The organism is Oceanispirochaeta crateris (assembly GCF_008329965.1).
Taxonomy (GTDB): domain Bacteria; phylum Spirochaetota; class Spirochaetia; order DSM-2461; family DSM-2461; genus Oceanispirochaeta; species Oceanispirochaeta crateris.
The window spans coordinates 3,413,069-3,430,066 of sequence record NZ_CP036150.1 but is presented as its reverse complement, the minus strand read 5'-3'; the positions used below and the strand labels follow the sequence as shown (position 1 = coordinate 3,430,066).

Genomic DNA, 16,998 nt, shown 5'->3' with positions numbered 1-16,998 from the left:
CCTAGATCTAAAGGTTTTCAGGAACTGGAGCCGTTCCAGGTGCTAATGTTCTAAAAAAATCATAATCACGAACAACAGCCTGAATATCCAATGAATAGCGTAAGAAAATAAGCATTGCCATATTTTGAATGTCTGAAGACAAGGCCCTCCAACTCTCTGACAACTGTTTCCTGCTGTAAAGGTAGCGGCTCACTAAAGAGATTTCATCATTACCTGCCAATGCACCGAATCTGATCGCATCATCCCTGAAGGTTCGGGCGGACTGATCATACTGGGAGGCCGCCTCTCTCAACTGTTTTGACTCGGTCAACCAAAGTTCTTCTCCCGAACTAAAGTATTGATGCATGTAGGAAAAAGATCCCTGACGACTCAATTCAGCCGTAATAAGAGCTTCCTCCCAATCTCTAAAGGCAGACAAGTAGGGAAACGACTCTCCATTTCTCATTGCTTTAATTTCCTGATACTGTCTGGTATTCAACTCAATTTCATACAAATGAGTCAGAGCGGAGACTACTCTGTCCGGTAAGGATACCCGGCTCAAATAATCAAAGACTTCTGGTTCTGTCAACGATTCAAAAAAGTAAAAAATCCGATTCACAGGATAATCTTCCACCAGAGGGTCGTACACAAGAGAAGGGGCTCTCTGCTCAACCAGAAGTTGGAGAGCCTGGCCTTGAATCTCCGGATTATCATGGTCTAGAGTTTCAATCAAAAATGGAAAGGCTTCAGACCCGAAATACCTCACAGTATCAACGGCAGCCAATTGAATGACCGGGTTATTATGGTCAAAAAAACGAACCAGTCCCGGGAGGCCTCTTAGATCCTTAAAACGGTTCAACAAATCAAAAGAGAGCAATAGTGCCGGTTCCTGCATCTGAGGTAGATTTTTTAGAATTTCCGGAATGGAATCTGGCCCCTGACGAAACAAAATTTCTTCAGACTTCGCGGCAACCAGTGAATCTCTGTCACTTAAAAGAGAGACCAATACGGGAATACTCTCTGCTTCAAGGATTCCGTCGATCAATTCCAGAACACTGAGTCTGATTTCTCTTCTACTTGTAATCCTGACTGTCTCATGAAGAGCAGGGAGAGCCTCTTTATCAAACTCAGAGATTCCAAAAATAGCCGCCCTTCGGACTTCTGGTTCAGGATCAAGAATGTATTGAATCAGCACAGGAATAATGCCTGGATTTCTAAACCGAGGAAGCGTTTCAATAGCGGTCTGTCTGACAAGAGGATCTGGACTCTCCAATAGGGATTGAAACCATGGATTCTCATAGTCATTGAGGGCAACAAAAACCCGGGAAGCATTGGCCCTAACAGTGGGCCGCTCATTGTCAAAGAGGGTCAGCAGATACTCCGACTCCTCCCGGCTCCCCTTTTGTCTCACGAGATCAATAGAGGCATATATAATAGCCGATTGGGAGGAATTCAATCCCCGGATAACCGCCTTATAGGAATCTTCCCAGTCTTCCAGAAGAATACGCTGAGACTCTTCTGAAACTTCATCATTCTCATCTAAGACAGCGGAAACCAGGGCATCATAAATATGAGGAGATGGATTATGTTCCATGAGTTTAACCGTTGCCAACCTGATTTGTGGATCTGAATCATCCAGCAATGAGATTAAAATTTTCTCGTCACTCTTGCGGATCGTGTACAATCTGCCCCGTTTCAAAATTTCATCAATGATCCTCTGTCTGTCATTTTCATAGGTTAGTCTGACTGGATCCAAAACAGAGCAGGCCGTGACAGAAAGAATCATTGCCGTAAATGAGATAAGGATGAACCTGTTTAAATGTCTTCTGTTGATTTTTTCAATCTCCCTGATCATAATGTGCTCTGAGTTTTCTTTTTTCCTCCAGGAGTGTACAACATGAAAGGTATCATTGTCGCCGCAGGTTACGGAACCCGTTTTCTTCCTGTCACAAAAACCATCCCTAAAGAGATGCTGCCCCTTATCAATAAGCCCTCAATATCTTTCATCATAGATGAGTTCATTCAATCAGGCATTAAAGATATTATCGTCATTTCTTCCAGAAGAAAGAAAGTTCTTGAAGATTTTTTTGACAGGGAAGTGGAGCTCGAAGGTGTTTTTGAAAAAGAAGGCGCCTCGGCGAAACTTGATCTGATAAGCCCCGTCGAAGCCCGATTTGCTTTTATCCGCCAAACAGAGATGAAAGGAACCGGCCATGCCCTGCTTCAGGCGGCTTCCCTGATAGGCAATGAACCCTGCATCGTTGCCTACCCCGATGATATCCATATGGGGGAAACGCCCCTAAGTGCACAGCTGATTGAAAGCTATGAAAAAACAGGATGTTCAGTACTGGCCACCATCCACAACCCACCCCACCTGGAACGCTACGGTGTACTGGCACTGGAAAAAGACGGAATCCATGTTAAAGATATTGTGGAAAAACCAGCGCTTGGTCATGCTCCCAGCAAGGAAGTCTCTATCGGCCGTTACCTCTATACCGCGGAATTCTTCAAATACCTTGAGGAAGGATGGCAAAAACACACGGGAGGAGAGTATTTCCATATCTATGCTCTTAAAAAACTGATGGACCAAGGCAAGGTAGTCTTCAAGGAGACAGAGGGGGAGCGGATGGACACGGGAGAACCTGCGGGGTTCCTGAGAGCAACTCTCCGTTATGCCATGAAAGACCCAGCTCTTAAGGCCATCATCAAAGAGGAAGCGGCAAAGCTATAAGCGGATTAGGACAGACCGGAAGCCTTTTCTCCCGGGTTAAGAGAGCCAAAGGTATAATGTTCCTGGGGAAACATCTTCTTTTTCCGTGAAACAATAGACAGAAGAAGTTCCCGGGAGGCTCTGTAAAACCGTTCACCCGCCTCTTTGTATGGTTCGAGGAATCTGTCCAGTTCCTGATCCACTTGATCCTCAGGTGCAAATGACAGATTCCAGGAAAAGATCAGATAAAAATAAAAGAGTTCCCGGTCGGTGATGACATCGGCAAATGGTTCACCCAGTTGAATCAGAATGTCCTTAACCTCTTGTACATCCTTCAGCCGGGCTCTTCCCGCCTGACTGTCTATATAGAATTGGCTTAAGATTTGATTATCAATACGACGCTGTTTCTTTGCGGCTGATCCCATAATATTATTTTCCTTGTTTTAGTTTTCGGACTTTGAGTCCGCTAATACCTCATAGACTCCGGCCATATCCAAATACTCCTGGCCTTCATCCAGTTTCTCTCTTTTCAGACAACCCCGTCCATAGACCATGCATTTCCTGGAAAGCTCTCGGGCTGCCTTAGCCAGGAGCGGTTTCGTAAAGAACTCCTGATCTACCAGATCTTTCAAGCCTCTGATTCTGAAAATCTCTATATGCCCATACTTTTCAGAGAGCTGATTTTCATGACCTGCCCTTTTCACTGTGAGGGCCTCATCCAGAAACCCGACATCCAGGGATGAGGTCAGACGGAGCCAGTATTCATAGTCTTCTGCAATTTCCAGGTCATCCCGAAAGCCACCGGTCTTCTGGTACAGTTCATTAGAAATCATAACAGTAGAGGGTCCGATAATACACTTTTTCAGGGCATCCGCAAAGATAAATCCCTCTCTTTTATGATTCATACCCGCCTGGGAAATAATCTTACCCCGGCGATTCCACTCTTCTCTCGTGTGGGAAATGAGGCATTGTTTGTTCTTGTGGAGAGCCTCAAACTGATGACTCAGCTTCTCTGGGAGCCAGAGATCATCCGAGTCTAGAAAAGCAAGGAATTCTCCCGAGGCTTCCCTGGCGCAACGGTTTCTCACAGCCCCGGGAAAACCAGAATGATCCAGTTCCAGGATATGAACCGGGATATCTCCACCGCTGTGTTTATCCTCCAAAAATGATTTTATAACATCCAGAGTGTGATCTTCTGAGCCGTCATCGCCGATAATGATTTCTAAGGGCCTGTACTTTTGCGCCAGTATAGACTTGAGTGCATCCAGGATCTGATCAGGTCGATTGTAGACTGGAATGATGGCAGAGATGAGGGGAAATTCAGTTTTCATAGCTTATTTTATCATGTTTACGAAGAGTAGGGGGAGTTGTTTTACCCCACTTCTTCACGGTCTGCATTCCCGAGAAAAAAGGGCAAAGTCTTGAGAATTCACGGTTTGAGGAGTATGTTAAGGGTATGAAAAGACTTATTGGACTGTTTGCTGCTATGGCAACTGCGGCCCTGACACTCACATGCACAGTCTCCGATCTCTTCAGCGAATACGACGGACAGAGCTTCCTAAGTACGACAAGCCTACAATCAGACAACTGGGAACTGATGCCGGATTATTCATTTGAAACAGGCACTACAGCCGAAGACTATATGGATTATTCCCTTGAAAGCGCTACAGGGGGACCCAACGGAGGCCCTGTGTACAGGCTGGAAATTAAGAATTTGCTTCAAAATGGGGATTTTGAAGATACATCTGCCAGCCCGGCCTACTCTCCCTGGTTTATTTATGATGAAGTAACTCCAGAAATTGTAGCATCTCCTGCCGCCTCTGTCATAGATGTGATAACCGGAACCAATGAGATCAGCAATAGAACTGTGTTTTTTTCAACTGATACCGGATACCGGGCAGCCATAAAACTCAAAGATTCATTTGTCAATCCGGAGACCTATATCAGCGATCAGAACTACGTATTCAATTTTTCTTATCGGACTGCCTCTATTATTAAGATGTTTTTTGAACCAGACTGGAGTGAGAGTTCTGGAGGCTTCCTCGATACCTATGGGTTTCAATCATCAGGAGGTGCCGGAGGCTCCCAGGAAGACACGAGCCTATCCAATAATAATATTTTTGCCCCCATAGACCCTGAACTAGCAGAGGCCAGAGGACCGAATGTATTTGGTGCTCAAAATACTTCCTACCCCACTTTAGGAGACACATGGACTTTTGCCACAGACAAGTCTCAGTCAGGCTACTTTGATAATTTTAGAATTGTCCGGGATACAGCAGGAGATTTTGACCTCCGCCTCCGCCTCAAACTCGACCTGGACCATCGACAGGATTTGGAACTGATCCCCGGTTATTACCGCTTTTCTGTCTATGTGAAAGATGAGACCATAACCAGTTTAAATACATTCAACTCAGATAGAGTAGAATTGAGTATCACAGGTTATGATACGAGTAATCAGATAAGTACTGAAGACAGCCAAGTTTTTTATAAAGACGAAACTCTGCATGATCTATATTCTCAGAGCGGTGAGGGTTATACAGGCGACTGGTCCAGCAGTTGGATTCAGTTAGTCCTTGCTTCAGATAAACTCATTCAGCTTCCCAATATTTCACAGGACCCTGTCATGGAACTAACGATTTCTCCGTCAAACCCGGGAACTTCCGATGCCGGCTGGAACCGCCTAACAGCGGGCTCCGTCCTGATTTCTGAACCGGTACTTGAATACTCCTCTACACCCTGGGATTGATCATTTTACAACCATCACTTTCCTGATCTCATCCATGTCCGGGCCGACAACCCGTACAAAATAGACGCCTCGGGCCACAATGTTTCCACCGTTATTTTTGCCATCCCACACATATTGATAACTTCCTGCAGCCTGACGGCCTCTTTGAAGTATCCTAACAAGATTACCGTTGAGAGTAAAAATCTGAGCCGTAACAACACCAGGATTGGAGACTTCGTACATAAGAACAGCCTTATCTCCATTGTTGGGGTTTATCACATTGTTCAAAATGGTTACTCCACCCCGTTGTTCTCTGATATCATCAATTCTTATTTTCCAGGGTTCAAAACTCCAAATGTCACTACTGTTTGTAAGCCTGACACAGGGTAGATTATCTATGAAAAAGAGAAACTCAATTGTATTTCCGTCCTCCATCTCTTCATCGGAGGATGAAATGATAAAATTTTGAAGGCCATTCCCAACAACTTCTGAAGCATTCAAATACCGGGCTGAGAAATTCCCTTCAGGAGAGAGATCTGGATGATAACTGGGAAGCCATAGCTTATCAACAACACTGGAATCAGGAACATTCGCATCATAGTAGAGTCTCATGGATGAATTCGAAACAGTAGAGGCATTAATGCGTGCCTGAATCAGAATATCTCTATCCATGAGCCTTCCTGAACCGTCAAAAACCTTTAAAGATGTCCCATCCTGAATACTTTCATCATGAATTCCATCAGATGCCCAAATTGGTTCTACAACATCAATACCGAGGTCAGAAATCCTTCTGACAAATTTATCCTGGTAGGAATTTCCTTCTAGGTCATATATAGAGAGTGGCTTCACCACGATACGTCCCGTGAAAATATCATCACGAACCAGGCTGTCAGAGAGACGGAAGATGAACTCTTCGTTTGAAGTTCCACCGGGATAATCTTCTATAGCCGTGATCGTGAGAGATCCGCCTGAATAGTAAATATCTCCTGCATCAATAGCTGCTGAAGCAGCTGTATTCCCATACACCGGCTCTGAGAACTTTACATAAATCCAGTCATTTCCGGGTACAGCCAGAGTCAAAGAAATTTCTGGAGGGATGTATTCAACGGCTCTTTTCTCATCAAAACTCAGCAAACGGTTTCCTGCCAGATCAGTGAGATAACCAACATCTTCTTGATATTCTACCCATATTTTTGTCAGGGTATCCCAGGGAGCACCGGGATTCAGCAGCACGGAAAAGTAGGGATCATCTACATCCGTAACAGAACCTGTAGGACCGAAGGTATCATTGGTAACAGTTGTAGAGAGTGTTGAATTATTATATGTATTGAGCATGGGAGTCACACCGGCACTCTCATAAAGAAAGGCTGAAGTTCCATTTCTCAGAGAACTATCTCTGATTCCTTTTGACGAATCAGAATGACTCGTTTCACTGTCCCATGAACCACTGGTACTACCATCATCTAAAATATGAAACTCAAAACGGTCTAAAACAGTATCTGCAGTTTCATCCAGAGGAATAATCTCAAAGATGCCTGAAACACGATAGGGAGCCACAGTAGGTGCATCTACGTCCCATCCCGAAGGCATGTCTGCTGCGGCCCATCCTGGAACTCCGGTAAGAGCATCTGTATTGATTTTCCGACTGTTTATAGCTGAAGAATTCCCCAGAGCATCCTTCACAAAATTACTAACGACACCAGTGAAAGTAACATCATGGGGATTGGTAAGAGTATACCCTGAGGCACCAAGGTATCCGGGCCAGTCCCGAGAGCTGGCACCGGGTGCCGCAGGAGTGCTGTATCCTGCAATATTGATTTGCAGCTCATAATCAAAGGCGCTGCTTCTTTGTTCAAAAGAGTTGACCTGGGAAGTACCATCAAAACTACCAGAGTAAAACTCTCCTGGAAAAGTCATGATCTCATTAACCTGTACAGTCGTAAGAGAATTGTCTATATGCCCCAGAAAATTAGTACCTCCGCCATCAAGATCTATAGCATTAGCTCTTGTATTACTCTGAGGAATGGTCACGGTTGAACTGTCACTTGCATTATTAAAAAAATCGACAGGTTCAGAATACCTGAAGGTTAGATAATTATGGGCATCATTGTGCAGGTAAAGAGAGGAATCGCTACCATGGGCTGTCACTCCGGCTTTTACAGCAACAAGAAGAGGGGGACATTCATCGGTAGTAGCAGTAAATCTGCTTGTCCCGGTGTTGTTTGCCCCTCCATAGTCCCTTATGGGTGTTTTACCGCCGGCACTATAGAGCATGGATTTAAACAGGGTGAGGTCTGGAAGAGCAGTTTGGGTAACACCATAGGAATCGGTACTGTCGCCGGAAGCTCCTGCAGACACGCCGTCTGCATCGGTATTCCAGGTTTCAGTAGCTGGAGCAGATGTAACAACATAAATAACATCCAGATCCTGTGCAATCGTACTGGTTAAGGTGCTGGGAGTTCCCGTTGTCAGTTCAAAATCCCTGTATGCTAAAGCGATATCATAGTTGCCATTATTGCTAGTCATCTTTTCAGTAACATTATCTAATGCATTCTGAATTTCATTATTAGAGTTCTCAATCCTCTGATCAAATGTAATGCGGAGTGTGTTATCCCAAACGGTTTCAATAGATGTAATAGAAGGTCTTGAAAACTGCCACCCTCCAGCATCTTCACCAGTCGCCCCTGTGACAGGAATAAAAACCGTATTTCCTCCACCATCTGTGGCGTTCATTCCAGTATCATTCGCCCCGACGGATGCCGCTGCGGCAACAGAACCGGTAGTTCCGCCTCCATTTAGCACTGAGTTCTCAACAGTTCCATTAAAAAAAACATTATAGGGAGTTCCCCAGTCAGTAGCAGTGTTTCCTGGATTATGCACTGGAGTGGATGTGTTATTATTCTGCACATTTAGGTACCAGGAGGCTGTTGCAGGAAGGTCCACTCCATTAGAATAAAAATTCCCCTCCACATTGATAGTACTGGCCTCGAGGTCTGAAAAAGCAGCACTATAAGTACCTGGATCAAAGAGTAAGGATGACCTGTCAATATATTCAAAGCGAGTATTAGCTGCAGACCAATCAGGATCATCAAAAATGGTTGCTGCCGTACCATTAAGGAGGACAAGGTCGCGCCCACCGTTATTTGAAGTAGACAGTGTTTTTTCATTTAAATTGAGGGTTCCGTTAAGAAATACAAATTGACCACAAACAACATCAGACTGCAAAGTGAGAGTGAATCCTGAAAAATTAAGATATAGATCTCCAATGCCTGCTGAATCCACAGCATTTCCAAAGGTGATTGTATTGGCACCGGCATTCATTGCACCGCTGCCAGCCCCTCTCAAATACTGAATTCCACCGCTTCCGGAGACATAGGTCTGAGGTCCTGATGTAAAATAATCTGTCCCTCTTAATGTGATACTTCCTGCAGAGTCAGCAGTCAATAAAACTGTCCCGGCACCGGCGGAACCTCCTCCAATTGTAAAGAGATCCAGAGAAGTTCCTGTTACAGTAAGATCTCCAATTGCCGTTGTAGATCCAATGGGAGCAGAGTTAAAAGCAACATTACCAATCCCTGCATCCACAATGAGATTTTCACTGCTAGTTCCATCAATATTGCCATTAAAAGTGATATCCCCTGCTCCCGCATCAGAATCAATTGTGACAGTACCCCCACCTGAGAGAGTGACCGCCTGATTAAAGGTAATAGCAGCATCAACTGTTGTCACATCAGCGGCAGTATTTAAGGAACCAGTGCTGGTACCTCCAAACTCAACAGTTCCTGAAGTCGTCGTTATGTCAGCAAAAGCTGTCAAGGTTGCCAGCCCAACAGAGTCGATGGTCACATTTCCGTCTCCAGATGTTATAGGGGCATTCAGACTTATTGTCCCATCTGTATCAATATCAATAATCCCGACCCCGCCTACTCCTGTGGATAAGGCGGCATGAAGAGTTAGATCCCCGGTATGATCAATAACGATATCTGTATCAGTTGTTGTTATACTGGCTCCTGTATTATCAAAGGTTGTACCTGTACTGGAGAAACCATTCGGGACTGTAATTGTACCATTCAGATCTACCGCTCCTCCATTGGTAATGACCATAGAGTAGGCGTCAATGGTATTGGATGCTGTGACTCCCGTTGTTGCTCCATCCACAGTCAAAATACCCAAAGGTCTGAGACTCCCTACAGTATTACTGAATATGATAGTACCCCCACTGTCGAGAGTTAAAGCCCTAACAGCAGCAGCAACATCGTCTTCGACTGTCCCTGTAAATGTGATGTTGCCTGCAGAACTGGTAAGACTACTGTCTCCACCAGTTAGAACAACATCATCATTGAAGAGCATATCGCCGGAAGTTTCTAATGTAGTGGTAATATTCACCGTTCCATTGGCTGTAAAACTGGCCAAATCAACTGTTGTTCCCAAGTCTGAAGTAATGGTACTAGTAGCCGCGGTTAAAGTCAGAGCAAAAGCGCCTGAAAAATCTGTACCAAGAGAAATGGTACCTAATCCTGCATCCAGAGCAACCGGTCCCGTAAGAGAGACAAGAGTTCCGCCGGAAACATTTAAGGCACCACTGGACTTTGTAATATTATTTCCAAGGGTGGCATTTGTTACAGCAATAGTACCTGTTGTACCTGAGATGGTACCCGCCCCCTGATGATCTAAAGTCACAACTGTTAGATCCTGATCAACCGTATCCAAACTTCCACTACTAAGAAGGAGTGTTCCATCTACATTGACAGCACTGGTACTTAAAACCCCACCATCATCCAGAGTTAGATTGTTAAATGGATCTGCGGCTCCACCGCTGGTGATGATTCCCGGATTTGTACTGGTCAACTGAATCGTACTGCCCGCTTCAACCCAGCTGAAATTCGCTGAAGAAGAATCCCAACTACCCGCGATCTGATGGGTAAAAGCTCCCGCTGTCCAGGTACCCTGTGTCATGGTCAAACTGCCGGTGACTGTCCAGGCTCCCGTACTTAAGACCGTATTCGCGGCTCCGGTTTTGTTGATCACAAGGTTGAAAAAACTGTATGTTCCTACTGAAGACGCCGGAGATTCATCAAAGGTAACTGTGGAACTGCCCCCGTGAGTGAAGGTTGTGACCGTAAGGTTTGTTCCGATATTGATGGCACTGGCAGCTGTACTTGTCAGGCTTCCCGCTCCGCTGAGACTTCCATCCAGATCAAGAGTTACCGCTCCCAGCTGCCAGTCTCCCGCTGTTACAGCCAAATCCTGAGCCAGGAATACATCTGCATTCTGATTGATTGTTACCGCAGATGTTACCGTCAGTGTTCCAGGACGATTGGCATTGCCGTCGGCAATTCCCACAACATCATCGAAAGTGATATCTCCCGTTCCTGCAGTCAGCCCCAGGGTAAAAGGAGAAGCATTGGTATTCAGAGTGCTTGAGAAGGTGATGTTCCCTGCGCCCGTATTGGTATCAAGGAGAGTGTCCGCCATGAGTAAGACAGGACTGCTGAAGGTCAAAGCACTGTCATCTGTGGAAATCCCTGATCCCAGTCGAATCTCGGCTCCTGTCAAACTAACCGCTGAAACACGGGTTCCTCCACCTATCGCTGCGCTTATGATCACATCCCCTGTTCCGGTATTCACGCTCAGATTATTGGCTCCATCAAAGGTACTGTCCAGGGTGATATCCCCCCCGACACTACTCAGAACTGTGTCTCCTGTCAGGTCAACAGCACCGCCGCTAAAACTGGTGGTTCCCGCTCCGGACATGGTTATATCCGATCCAAGGGTGGCATCGGTTACAGTAATGGCACCTGTCGTGCCTGAGATGGTACCCGCCCCCTGATGATTCAAAGTAGCAACGGTAAGATCCTGATCAACTGTACTCAAACTTCCACTACTAAGAAGGAGTGTTCCATCTACATTGACAGCACTGGTACTTAAAACCCCACCATCATCCAGAGTTAGATTATTAAATGGATCTGCGGCTCCACCACTGGTGATGATTCCCGGATTTGTACTGGTCAACTGAATCGTACTGCCCGCTTCAACCCAGCTGAAATTCGCACTGGAAGAATCCCAACTACCCGCGATCTGATGGGTAAAAGCTCCCGCTGTCCAGGTACCCTGTGTCATGGTCAAACTGCCGGTGACTGTCCAGGCTCCCGTACTTAAGACCGTATTCGCGGCTCCGGTTTTGTTGATCACAAGGTTGAAAAAACTGTATGTTCCTACTGAAGACGCCGGAGCTTCATCAAAGGTAACTATGGAACTGCCCCCGTGGGTGAAGGTTGTGACCGTAAGGTTTGTTCCGATATTGATGGCACTGGCAGCTGTACTTGTCAGGCTTCCCGCTCCGCTGAGACTTCCATCCAAATCAAGAGTTACCGCTCCCAGCTGCCAGTCTCCCGCTGTTACAGCCAAATCCTGAGCTAAAAATACATCTGCATTCTGATTGATTGTTACCGCAGATGAAATCGTCAGAGTTCCAGGGCGATTGGCATTGCCGTCGGCAATTCCCACAACACCGTCAAAAGTGATATCTCCCGTTCCTGCTGTCAGCCCCAGGGTAAAAGGAGAAGCATTGGTATTCAAAGTACTCGAGAAGGTGATGTTCCCTGCGCCTGTATTGGTATCGAGGAGAGTGTCCGCCATGAGTAAGACAGGGCTGCTGAAGGTCAAAGCACTGTTATCTGTAGAAATTCCTGATCCCAGTCTAATCTCGGCCCCTGTTAGACTAACCGCTGAAACACGGGTTCCTCCACCTATCGCTTCGCTTATGATCACATCCCCGGCTCCGGCATTCGCAGTTAGATCATTGGCTCCATCAAAGGTACTGTCCAGGGTGATATCCCCCCCGACACTACTCAGAACTGTGTCTCCTGTCAGGTCAACAGCACCGCCGCTAAAACTGATGGTTCCCGCTCCGGACATGGTGATATCCGATCCAAGGGTGGCATCAGTGACAGATACTGCCCCGGTCGTACCGCTTAATGATCCGCCGGCTTGATGATCTAAAGTGGCTACCGTCAGAGTCCGATTTGCAATACTCAAGGCTCCGCTTGTTACGGTCAATGTACCGCTGACATCCAGATTTGCTCCCAGAGTTATATCTCCGGTTCCATTTATCTGAAGATCAATATAGGCATTTCCCAGCACAGCTGATCCTGTTCCATCATATTCAACACTTCCGGGAATGGCACTTCCGGCACCGGTCTGCAATCCCGCGAGATTGGTGATGGTTTCTGTTCCTGCCGCCCGTAGAACACCGGCGTTGGTAAATGAAGAGAGTCCCGTTACATCCAGAGCAAACCCGGTCAGATCCAGTTCATATCCTGTGTCAATCTCCAGTATCCCGGAAACCGTCAACCCTGCACCCAGCTCAAAAAGGGTGTCGCTTCCGAGGGTCCCGGGAGTATTGTCAATAAAAGCAAGATTTGTATAGCTGTTCCCTCCGGACAAACCTGTCTGGGTACCGCCTGAGCCATAATACTCAACTATTCCCGGTATGGGAGAGGCAGGCAGAGATACAACTGCCTCATCCCCCCGGAGCTGAAGCACGCCTGTTCCGGCGTTGGTATAAGTGCTTGTGACAGTAAGGCTATTGCCTTCCATGGAGAGAGAAGCTCCGGCCTGGATTTCCAAAGAATCCAGAGACACAGCTCCGCTTGAGGCCGCTTTTACAGGATCATTGGCAACATTGGGAATAACCACAGTCGTTCCCGCCCCCGGTACGGTTGTAGGGCTCCAATTGCCGGGAGTATCCCAGTCATTATCTATAGTACCGGTCCAGGTATACAAAAGATCCCACCGGGCATTATCATCCCCAAAGGAACCTGTTCCAGCTGCAAAAATATCATTATTTCCATTATCAACAAAACTCCCGGACGTGACAGGGCTCAAGGGCGCCGGAGCAGCCCCTACCAAATCACTGTCCTGTATCTCCAGGTAATCAGCGGTTACGGTTGCAGAACTCAAATCAAGGAGCCAGAGAGTTCCGGCACTGGTGCTCTCAAGAATAACCCGATTAGCAGCATCAGTCCCCTGAACATTAAAGGCACCAGAGACACTCTGTGTTGATAAGGCTGTAAATTGAAGAGTTTTTGCTCCGACGGTATTGGGAACCTGGAAATTAAAGAATCCTGTATCTCCCGAAATGACAGAGCTTGTAGCATTATCCAAAAATCTGACCGTTCCAGTTGCTGTATAGGTACCACCTGCAGTATTATCCCAATCACCGCTTAAATCTATGATTCCAGCGGTATCAATGAGTGTACCTGCAGCGGCAAATGTCAAATTGCCCGGAATGGTGATTGTATTCCCATCCAAATCCAATGTTCCCGAACTTAAAGTCAAATCCCCGGAAGAGTTCAATGCAGCATCGTCAGTAAGGGTCAGAGCGCCTGTCACAGTCACATCATTAAAATTCTCAGCTGCACTGGTTAGAGACGTTGTCCCATCAAAGACGGTCGTTCCAGTCAGAGTTAGGGTTCCTCCGGATGTAACCGTAAAGTCACCGGCCGTATTCAGCTGAAAGCCGCCATCGGTCAGGGTCCCGGCAGCAGCAATACCAAGGTCACCATTAACATCTGTCCCGTCATTTAGAGTGAGAGCTCCGGAGACTGTCATGTCATTAAAACTTTCACCGCCACTGGTCAAAGCCGTTGTTCCGCTGAAGAGAGCTGTACCGCTGGCCGTGTAGGTCCCGGCCAGGGTGTTGTCCCAATTTCCGCTTAAATCAATAACCCCGGCGGAGTCAATGAGTATTCCTGCGGCAGCAAAGGTCAAATTGCCCGGAATGGTGATTGTATTCCCATCCAGATCCAATGTCCCGGCGGTCAGAGTCAGATCCGCCAAAGCAGTCAGAGTTGCATCATCTGCAAGGGACACGGTTCCACCGGCACTGTTTAACTGAAGGGGGGGCATTGTAACACCCCCGGTTGTCAGCTGCTGAGCCGCTCCTCCTGAAAAAACAAATAGATCACTGCTATCCAGATTATCTATAGCTCCACCTGAAAAATCGACATTTCCCTGAAACACAATGTCGCCGGTACCTGCAAAATCCATAGTTCCGGTCCCTGAATAGGCTCCCTGAAACGTGATAAGCCCGGTTTTATTCTGAATAGTACCGTTATTGACCACATTGCCGGAAACACCAATGGTTCCTCCTGCAAAATATGAAAGAACGGAGCTTCCCCCACTCAGCATCAGATTCCCAGTAACAACAAGATTAAATGAACCACTATCGACAACTGAAAAGTTGTCATTTATTACCATATCACCGTTAACTGTTAGATTTCCACTCATCAGATAGCTTACTGCCGAACCATCACCAAATGTCAGATGATAATAAGTATCTCCTAAAGGTAGTGATGCAATAGGTCCAGCGGTATATTGCACAGTTCCGCTGTCTGTATCATTGGTGATGGTTGTAGTTTCTGTTCCAGTCAGACGCAAAGTTCCATTATTGGAAAAAATAGATGCGACAGTTAAATCATTTCCGTTGAGATCGAGGTAAGCTCCTCCCTGGATGGTGAGGTTCGCCAGAGAGGTCACTGAAGCATCCAGAATGAGAGGTGTACCCGTTGTAGCCGTAGGTGAAACGATGACCGAATCTCCGTCAACCGGAGCCGTAGCAGGCGACCAGTTGGAATCCGTAGTCCAGACTCCATCAGAACCAATATAGGTTCGGGTTGTAGAATCTGTGATGGTAATAGTCCGGGTATCGGTGGCATCATAACTAGCATCACCGTCATAATCCAGCTGAAGAGAGAAACTCTGATCCGACGTAACTGATGCACCAGAAGCATCGATTTCCAGCCCCTCTATGGTGACATAGTCTCCGGATGCAAAAGTCGTCGTAATGGGAAAATCAAAGACCTTCGTGTCCACATTACGTGATGTGGCACCAATAACACCCGTTCCTGCTCCTCCTGCTGAATCCCAGACGGTCACGGTGGGCGAGGTAGTCTTGAAAATGACAGTTTCTGTTGTATCCAGTTTGAGGCTCAGTGTATTACCGCTGACCAGGTCGACGACTCCATCATCAGAAATAACGACCCTCTGCAGAGCCGCCGTAGCAGTACCTTCCAGAACAGAAGTATCTCCCAGAGATTCGATCACAGGCAGGGGATTGTCTGCAAAGGTAATGGAAACACTGTCATCAGTACCAGCACCGAAATCATCCGAACCGTTGGTTCCATCGGTAAAGAGGGCAATGGTTACGATATCCCCATCATCAGACTCGGATAGGGTAAAACTGGCGGCTCCTGCGGCGCTGGTGGTAATCACCTCGGTATCGGCCGTACCTGTGGAATCCGGCGAAATAACGGGTAAAGAAGTCCCATCCACGTCCTGTGCTTCCACATAAATATTCTGCCGGTAATCCACGGGACTCCCAGTACTGTCCACAATCTGCAGGTTTATCTGTACACTAGTACCCGTGGTTGCTGTGGTGGATGTGGTGCTTATCGCGACATAATAGGGATCCGGGACCGTGTTGATTTCCGATGAATACAAGCGAAGAGGTTCGCCATCGTTTTCAACCCAGACTTCAAAGGGATTGGGATCCGTGCCGGCGCCCGATATTTCCACAATTTGATACAGCCATGTCCCTTTCGTATCGATTCCTTCCCCGGTTGCTGTAGAATCCAGGATGGAAATATTATCAACCTCCGTTCCACCACTCACGGTGCCCACGGTTAAAGTTCCGGAGCGGCTGTCATCAATATTTTCCCAAAAAATAGACTCAGTACTATCCATGTCAAAATTATAGAAATCAACTGTTCCCGTTGAGCCTGCGGGGACTAAGGGATGAATATTCCAGGTTCCTCCCGCTGTAGCATTATAGGCTCCGATGACCCTGGAATAGGAAAAGGATCGGGCATCGGGAACAAGAGTGGGAGAAGAAGCGGGAGCGACAAGAGACACATCCAACTGAAAAGCATTCTTCTGATTCGAACCAGATGTGGAATGGTGAACAACAACTTTGAAATACCGTTTTGACCCAATGAGTTCTCCCTGGGTGGCGTTAACTGCCGGAAAATAGATCCAGGTTGTGTTGTCATTGGGCAAGGCATCCGCTGTGGTCGCGTAAGCTGTGCCTGTCGTATCCAGTGGAGCCTGGAGGGTTAAGGAAGTATCGGGAGCCGTACCAGTTTGAACCGTCCGGTTTACAACCTGAAAAGCCCGCAGGGGTGTTCCTGTCAGATAGGAGGTATCGGCATAGGAAACACTCTGAGAGGAGGCACTGGAATGAGCACCGACTCCCCCAATAAGATAGAAAGTAGTGGTGCCTGCATTTGATTCATCAGGATCGGCATTCCGTTGTGTGGCTCCCTTAACAGCAAAATACAGATCACTTGTAATTTCTGATGGAATCTCAAAAAAGACAACTTCGACCCGGTCTAAAGCGCCCTGGGCCAGGCTGCCCACAACGGCAGAGTAGTTGCCTGATTCACTGGGATACTGGGTCTGATTCTGCCCCCAGGTTGGTACAAGCAATGCAATCAAAAAAACCAGGAGGAATATAAATTTTATCTTTTTACGAAATCCATCACATATCATCACTGATTTACCCAAGAACTCCATGCATAAGTAG

6 protein-coding genes are annotated in these 16,998 nt (G+C 46.7%); 2 read left to right on the top strand and 4 right to left on the bottom strand.

The genetic code is table 11. The features are described 5' to 3' along the window. Positions 1-7 precede the first annotated feature (7 nt). The gene (locus EXM22_RS15600; RefSeq protein ID WP_149487407.1) at positions 8-1,834 is read right to left on the bottom strand and encodes a HEAT repeat domain-containing protein; all 1,827 of its coding nucleotides are present in this window, start codon (positions 1,832-1,834) and stop codon (positions 8-10) included. 42 nt (positions 1,835-1,876) lie between these two features. Here EXM22_RS15600 and EXM22_RS15595 point away from each other — a divergent pair, with 42 nt between their 5' ends. After that, positions 1,877-2,710 (top strand): UTP--glucose-1-phosphate uridylyltransferase, encoded by an 834-nt coding sequence (locus EXM22_RS15595; protein WP_149487406.1) that lies wholly within the window; start codon positions 1,877-1,879, stop codon positions 2,708-2,710. 5 nt (positions 2,711-2,715) lie between these two features. Here the strand turns inward: EXM22_RS15595 and EXM22_RS15590 are convergent, their stop codons facing one another. Together EXM22_RS15590 and EXM22_RS15585 are read right to left on the bottom strand one after the other, a co-directional pair. Next, positions 2,716-3,114, bottom strand: coding sequence for a hypothetical protein (locus EXM22_RS15590; RefSeq protein ID WP_149487405.1), 399 nt, complete (start codon positions 3,112-3,114; stop codon positions 2,716-2,718). An 18-nt stretch (positions 3,115-3,132) separates the two neighbouring features. Further along, positions 3,133-4,020 (bottom strand): glycosyltransferase family 2 protein, encoded by an 888-nt coding sequence (locus EXM22_RS15585; RefSeq protein WP_149487404.1) that lies wholly within the window; start codon positions 4,018-4,020, stop codon positions 3,133-3,135. Positions 4,021-4,145: 125 nt separating this feature from the next. Between EXM22_RS15585 and EXM22_RS15580 the strand changes: the two genes are divergently transcribed. Beyond that, positions 4,146-5,435 (top strand): hypothetical protein, encoded by a 1,290-nt coding sequence (locus EXM22_RS15580; RefSeq protein ID WP_149487403.1) that lies wholly within the window; start codon positions 4,146-4,148, stop codon positions 5,433-5,435. Here the strand turns inward: EXM22_RS15580 and EXM22_RS15575 are convergent, their stop codons facing one another. Further along, positions 5,436-16,910 carry a FlgD immunoglobulin-like domain containing protein gene (locus EXM22_RS15575; protein WP_210411504.1) on the bottom strand — a complete coding sequence of 3,825 codons (11,475 nt, stop codon included), beginning with the start codon at positions 16,908-16,910 and terminating at the stop codon, positions 5,436-5,438. Positions 16,911-16,998: the final 88 nt, after the last annotated feature.

What these genes read in the sequence shown, in the direction of transcription:
- EXM22_RS15600 (WP_149487407.1), bottom strand. Translation starts at nt 1,834, where the DNA reads ATGATCAGGGAGATTGAAAAAATCAACAGAAGACATTTAAACAGGTTC.
- EXM22_RS15595 (WP_149487406.1), top strand. Translation starts at nt 1,877, where the DNA reads ATGAAAGGTATCATTGTCGCCGCAGGTTACGGAACCCGTTTTCTTCCT.
- EXM22_RS15590 (WP_149487405.1), bottom strand. Translation starts at nt 3,114, where the DNA reads ATGGGATCAGCCGCAAAGAAACAGCGTCGTATTGATAATCAAATCTTA.
- EXM22_RS15585 (WP_149487404.1), bottom strand. Translation starts at nt 4,020, where the DNA reads ATGAAAACTGAATTTCCCCTCATCTCTGCCATCATTCCAGTCTACAAT.
- EXM22_RS15580 (WP_149487403.1), top strand. Translation starts at nt 4,146, where the DNA reads ATGAAAAGACTTATTGGACTGTTTGCTGCTATGGCAACTGCGGCCCTG.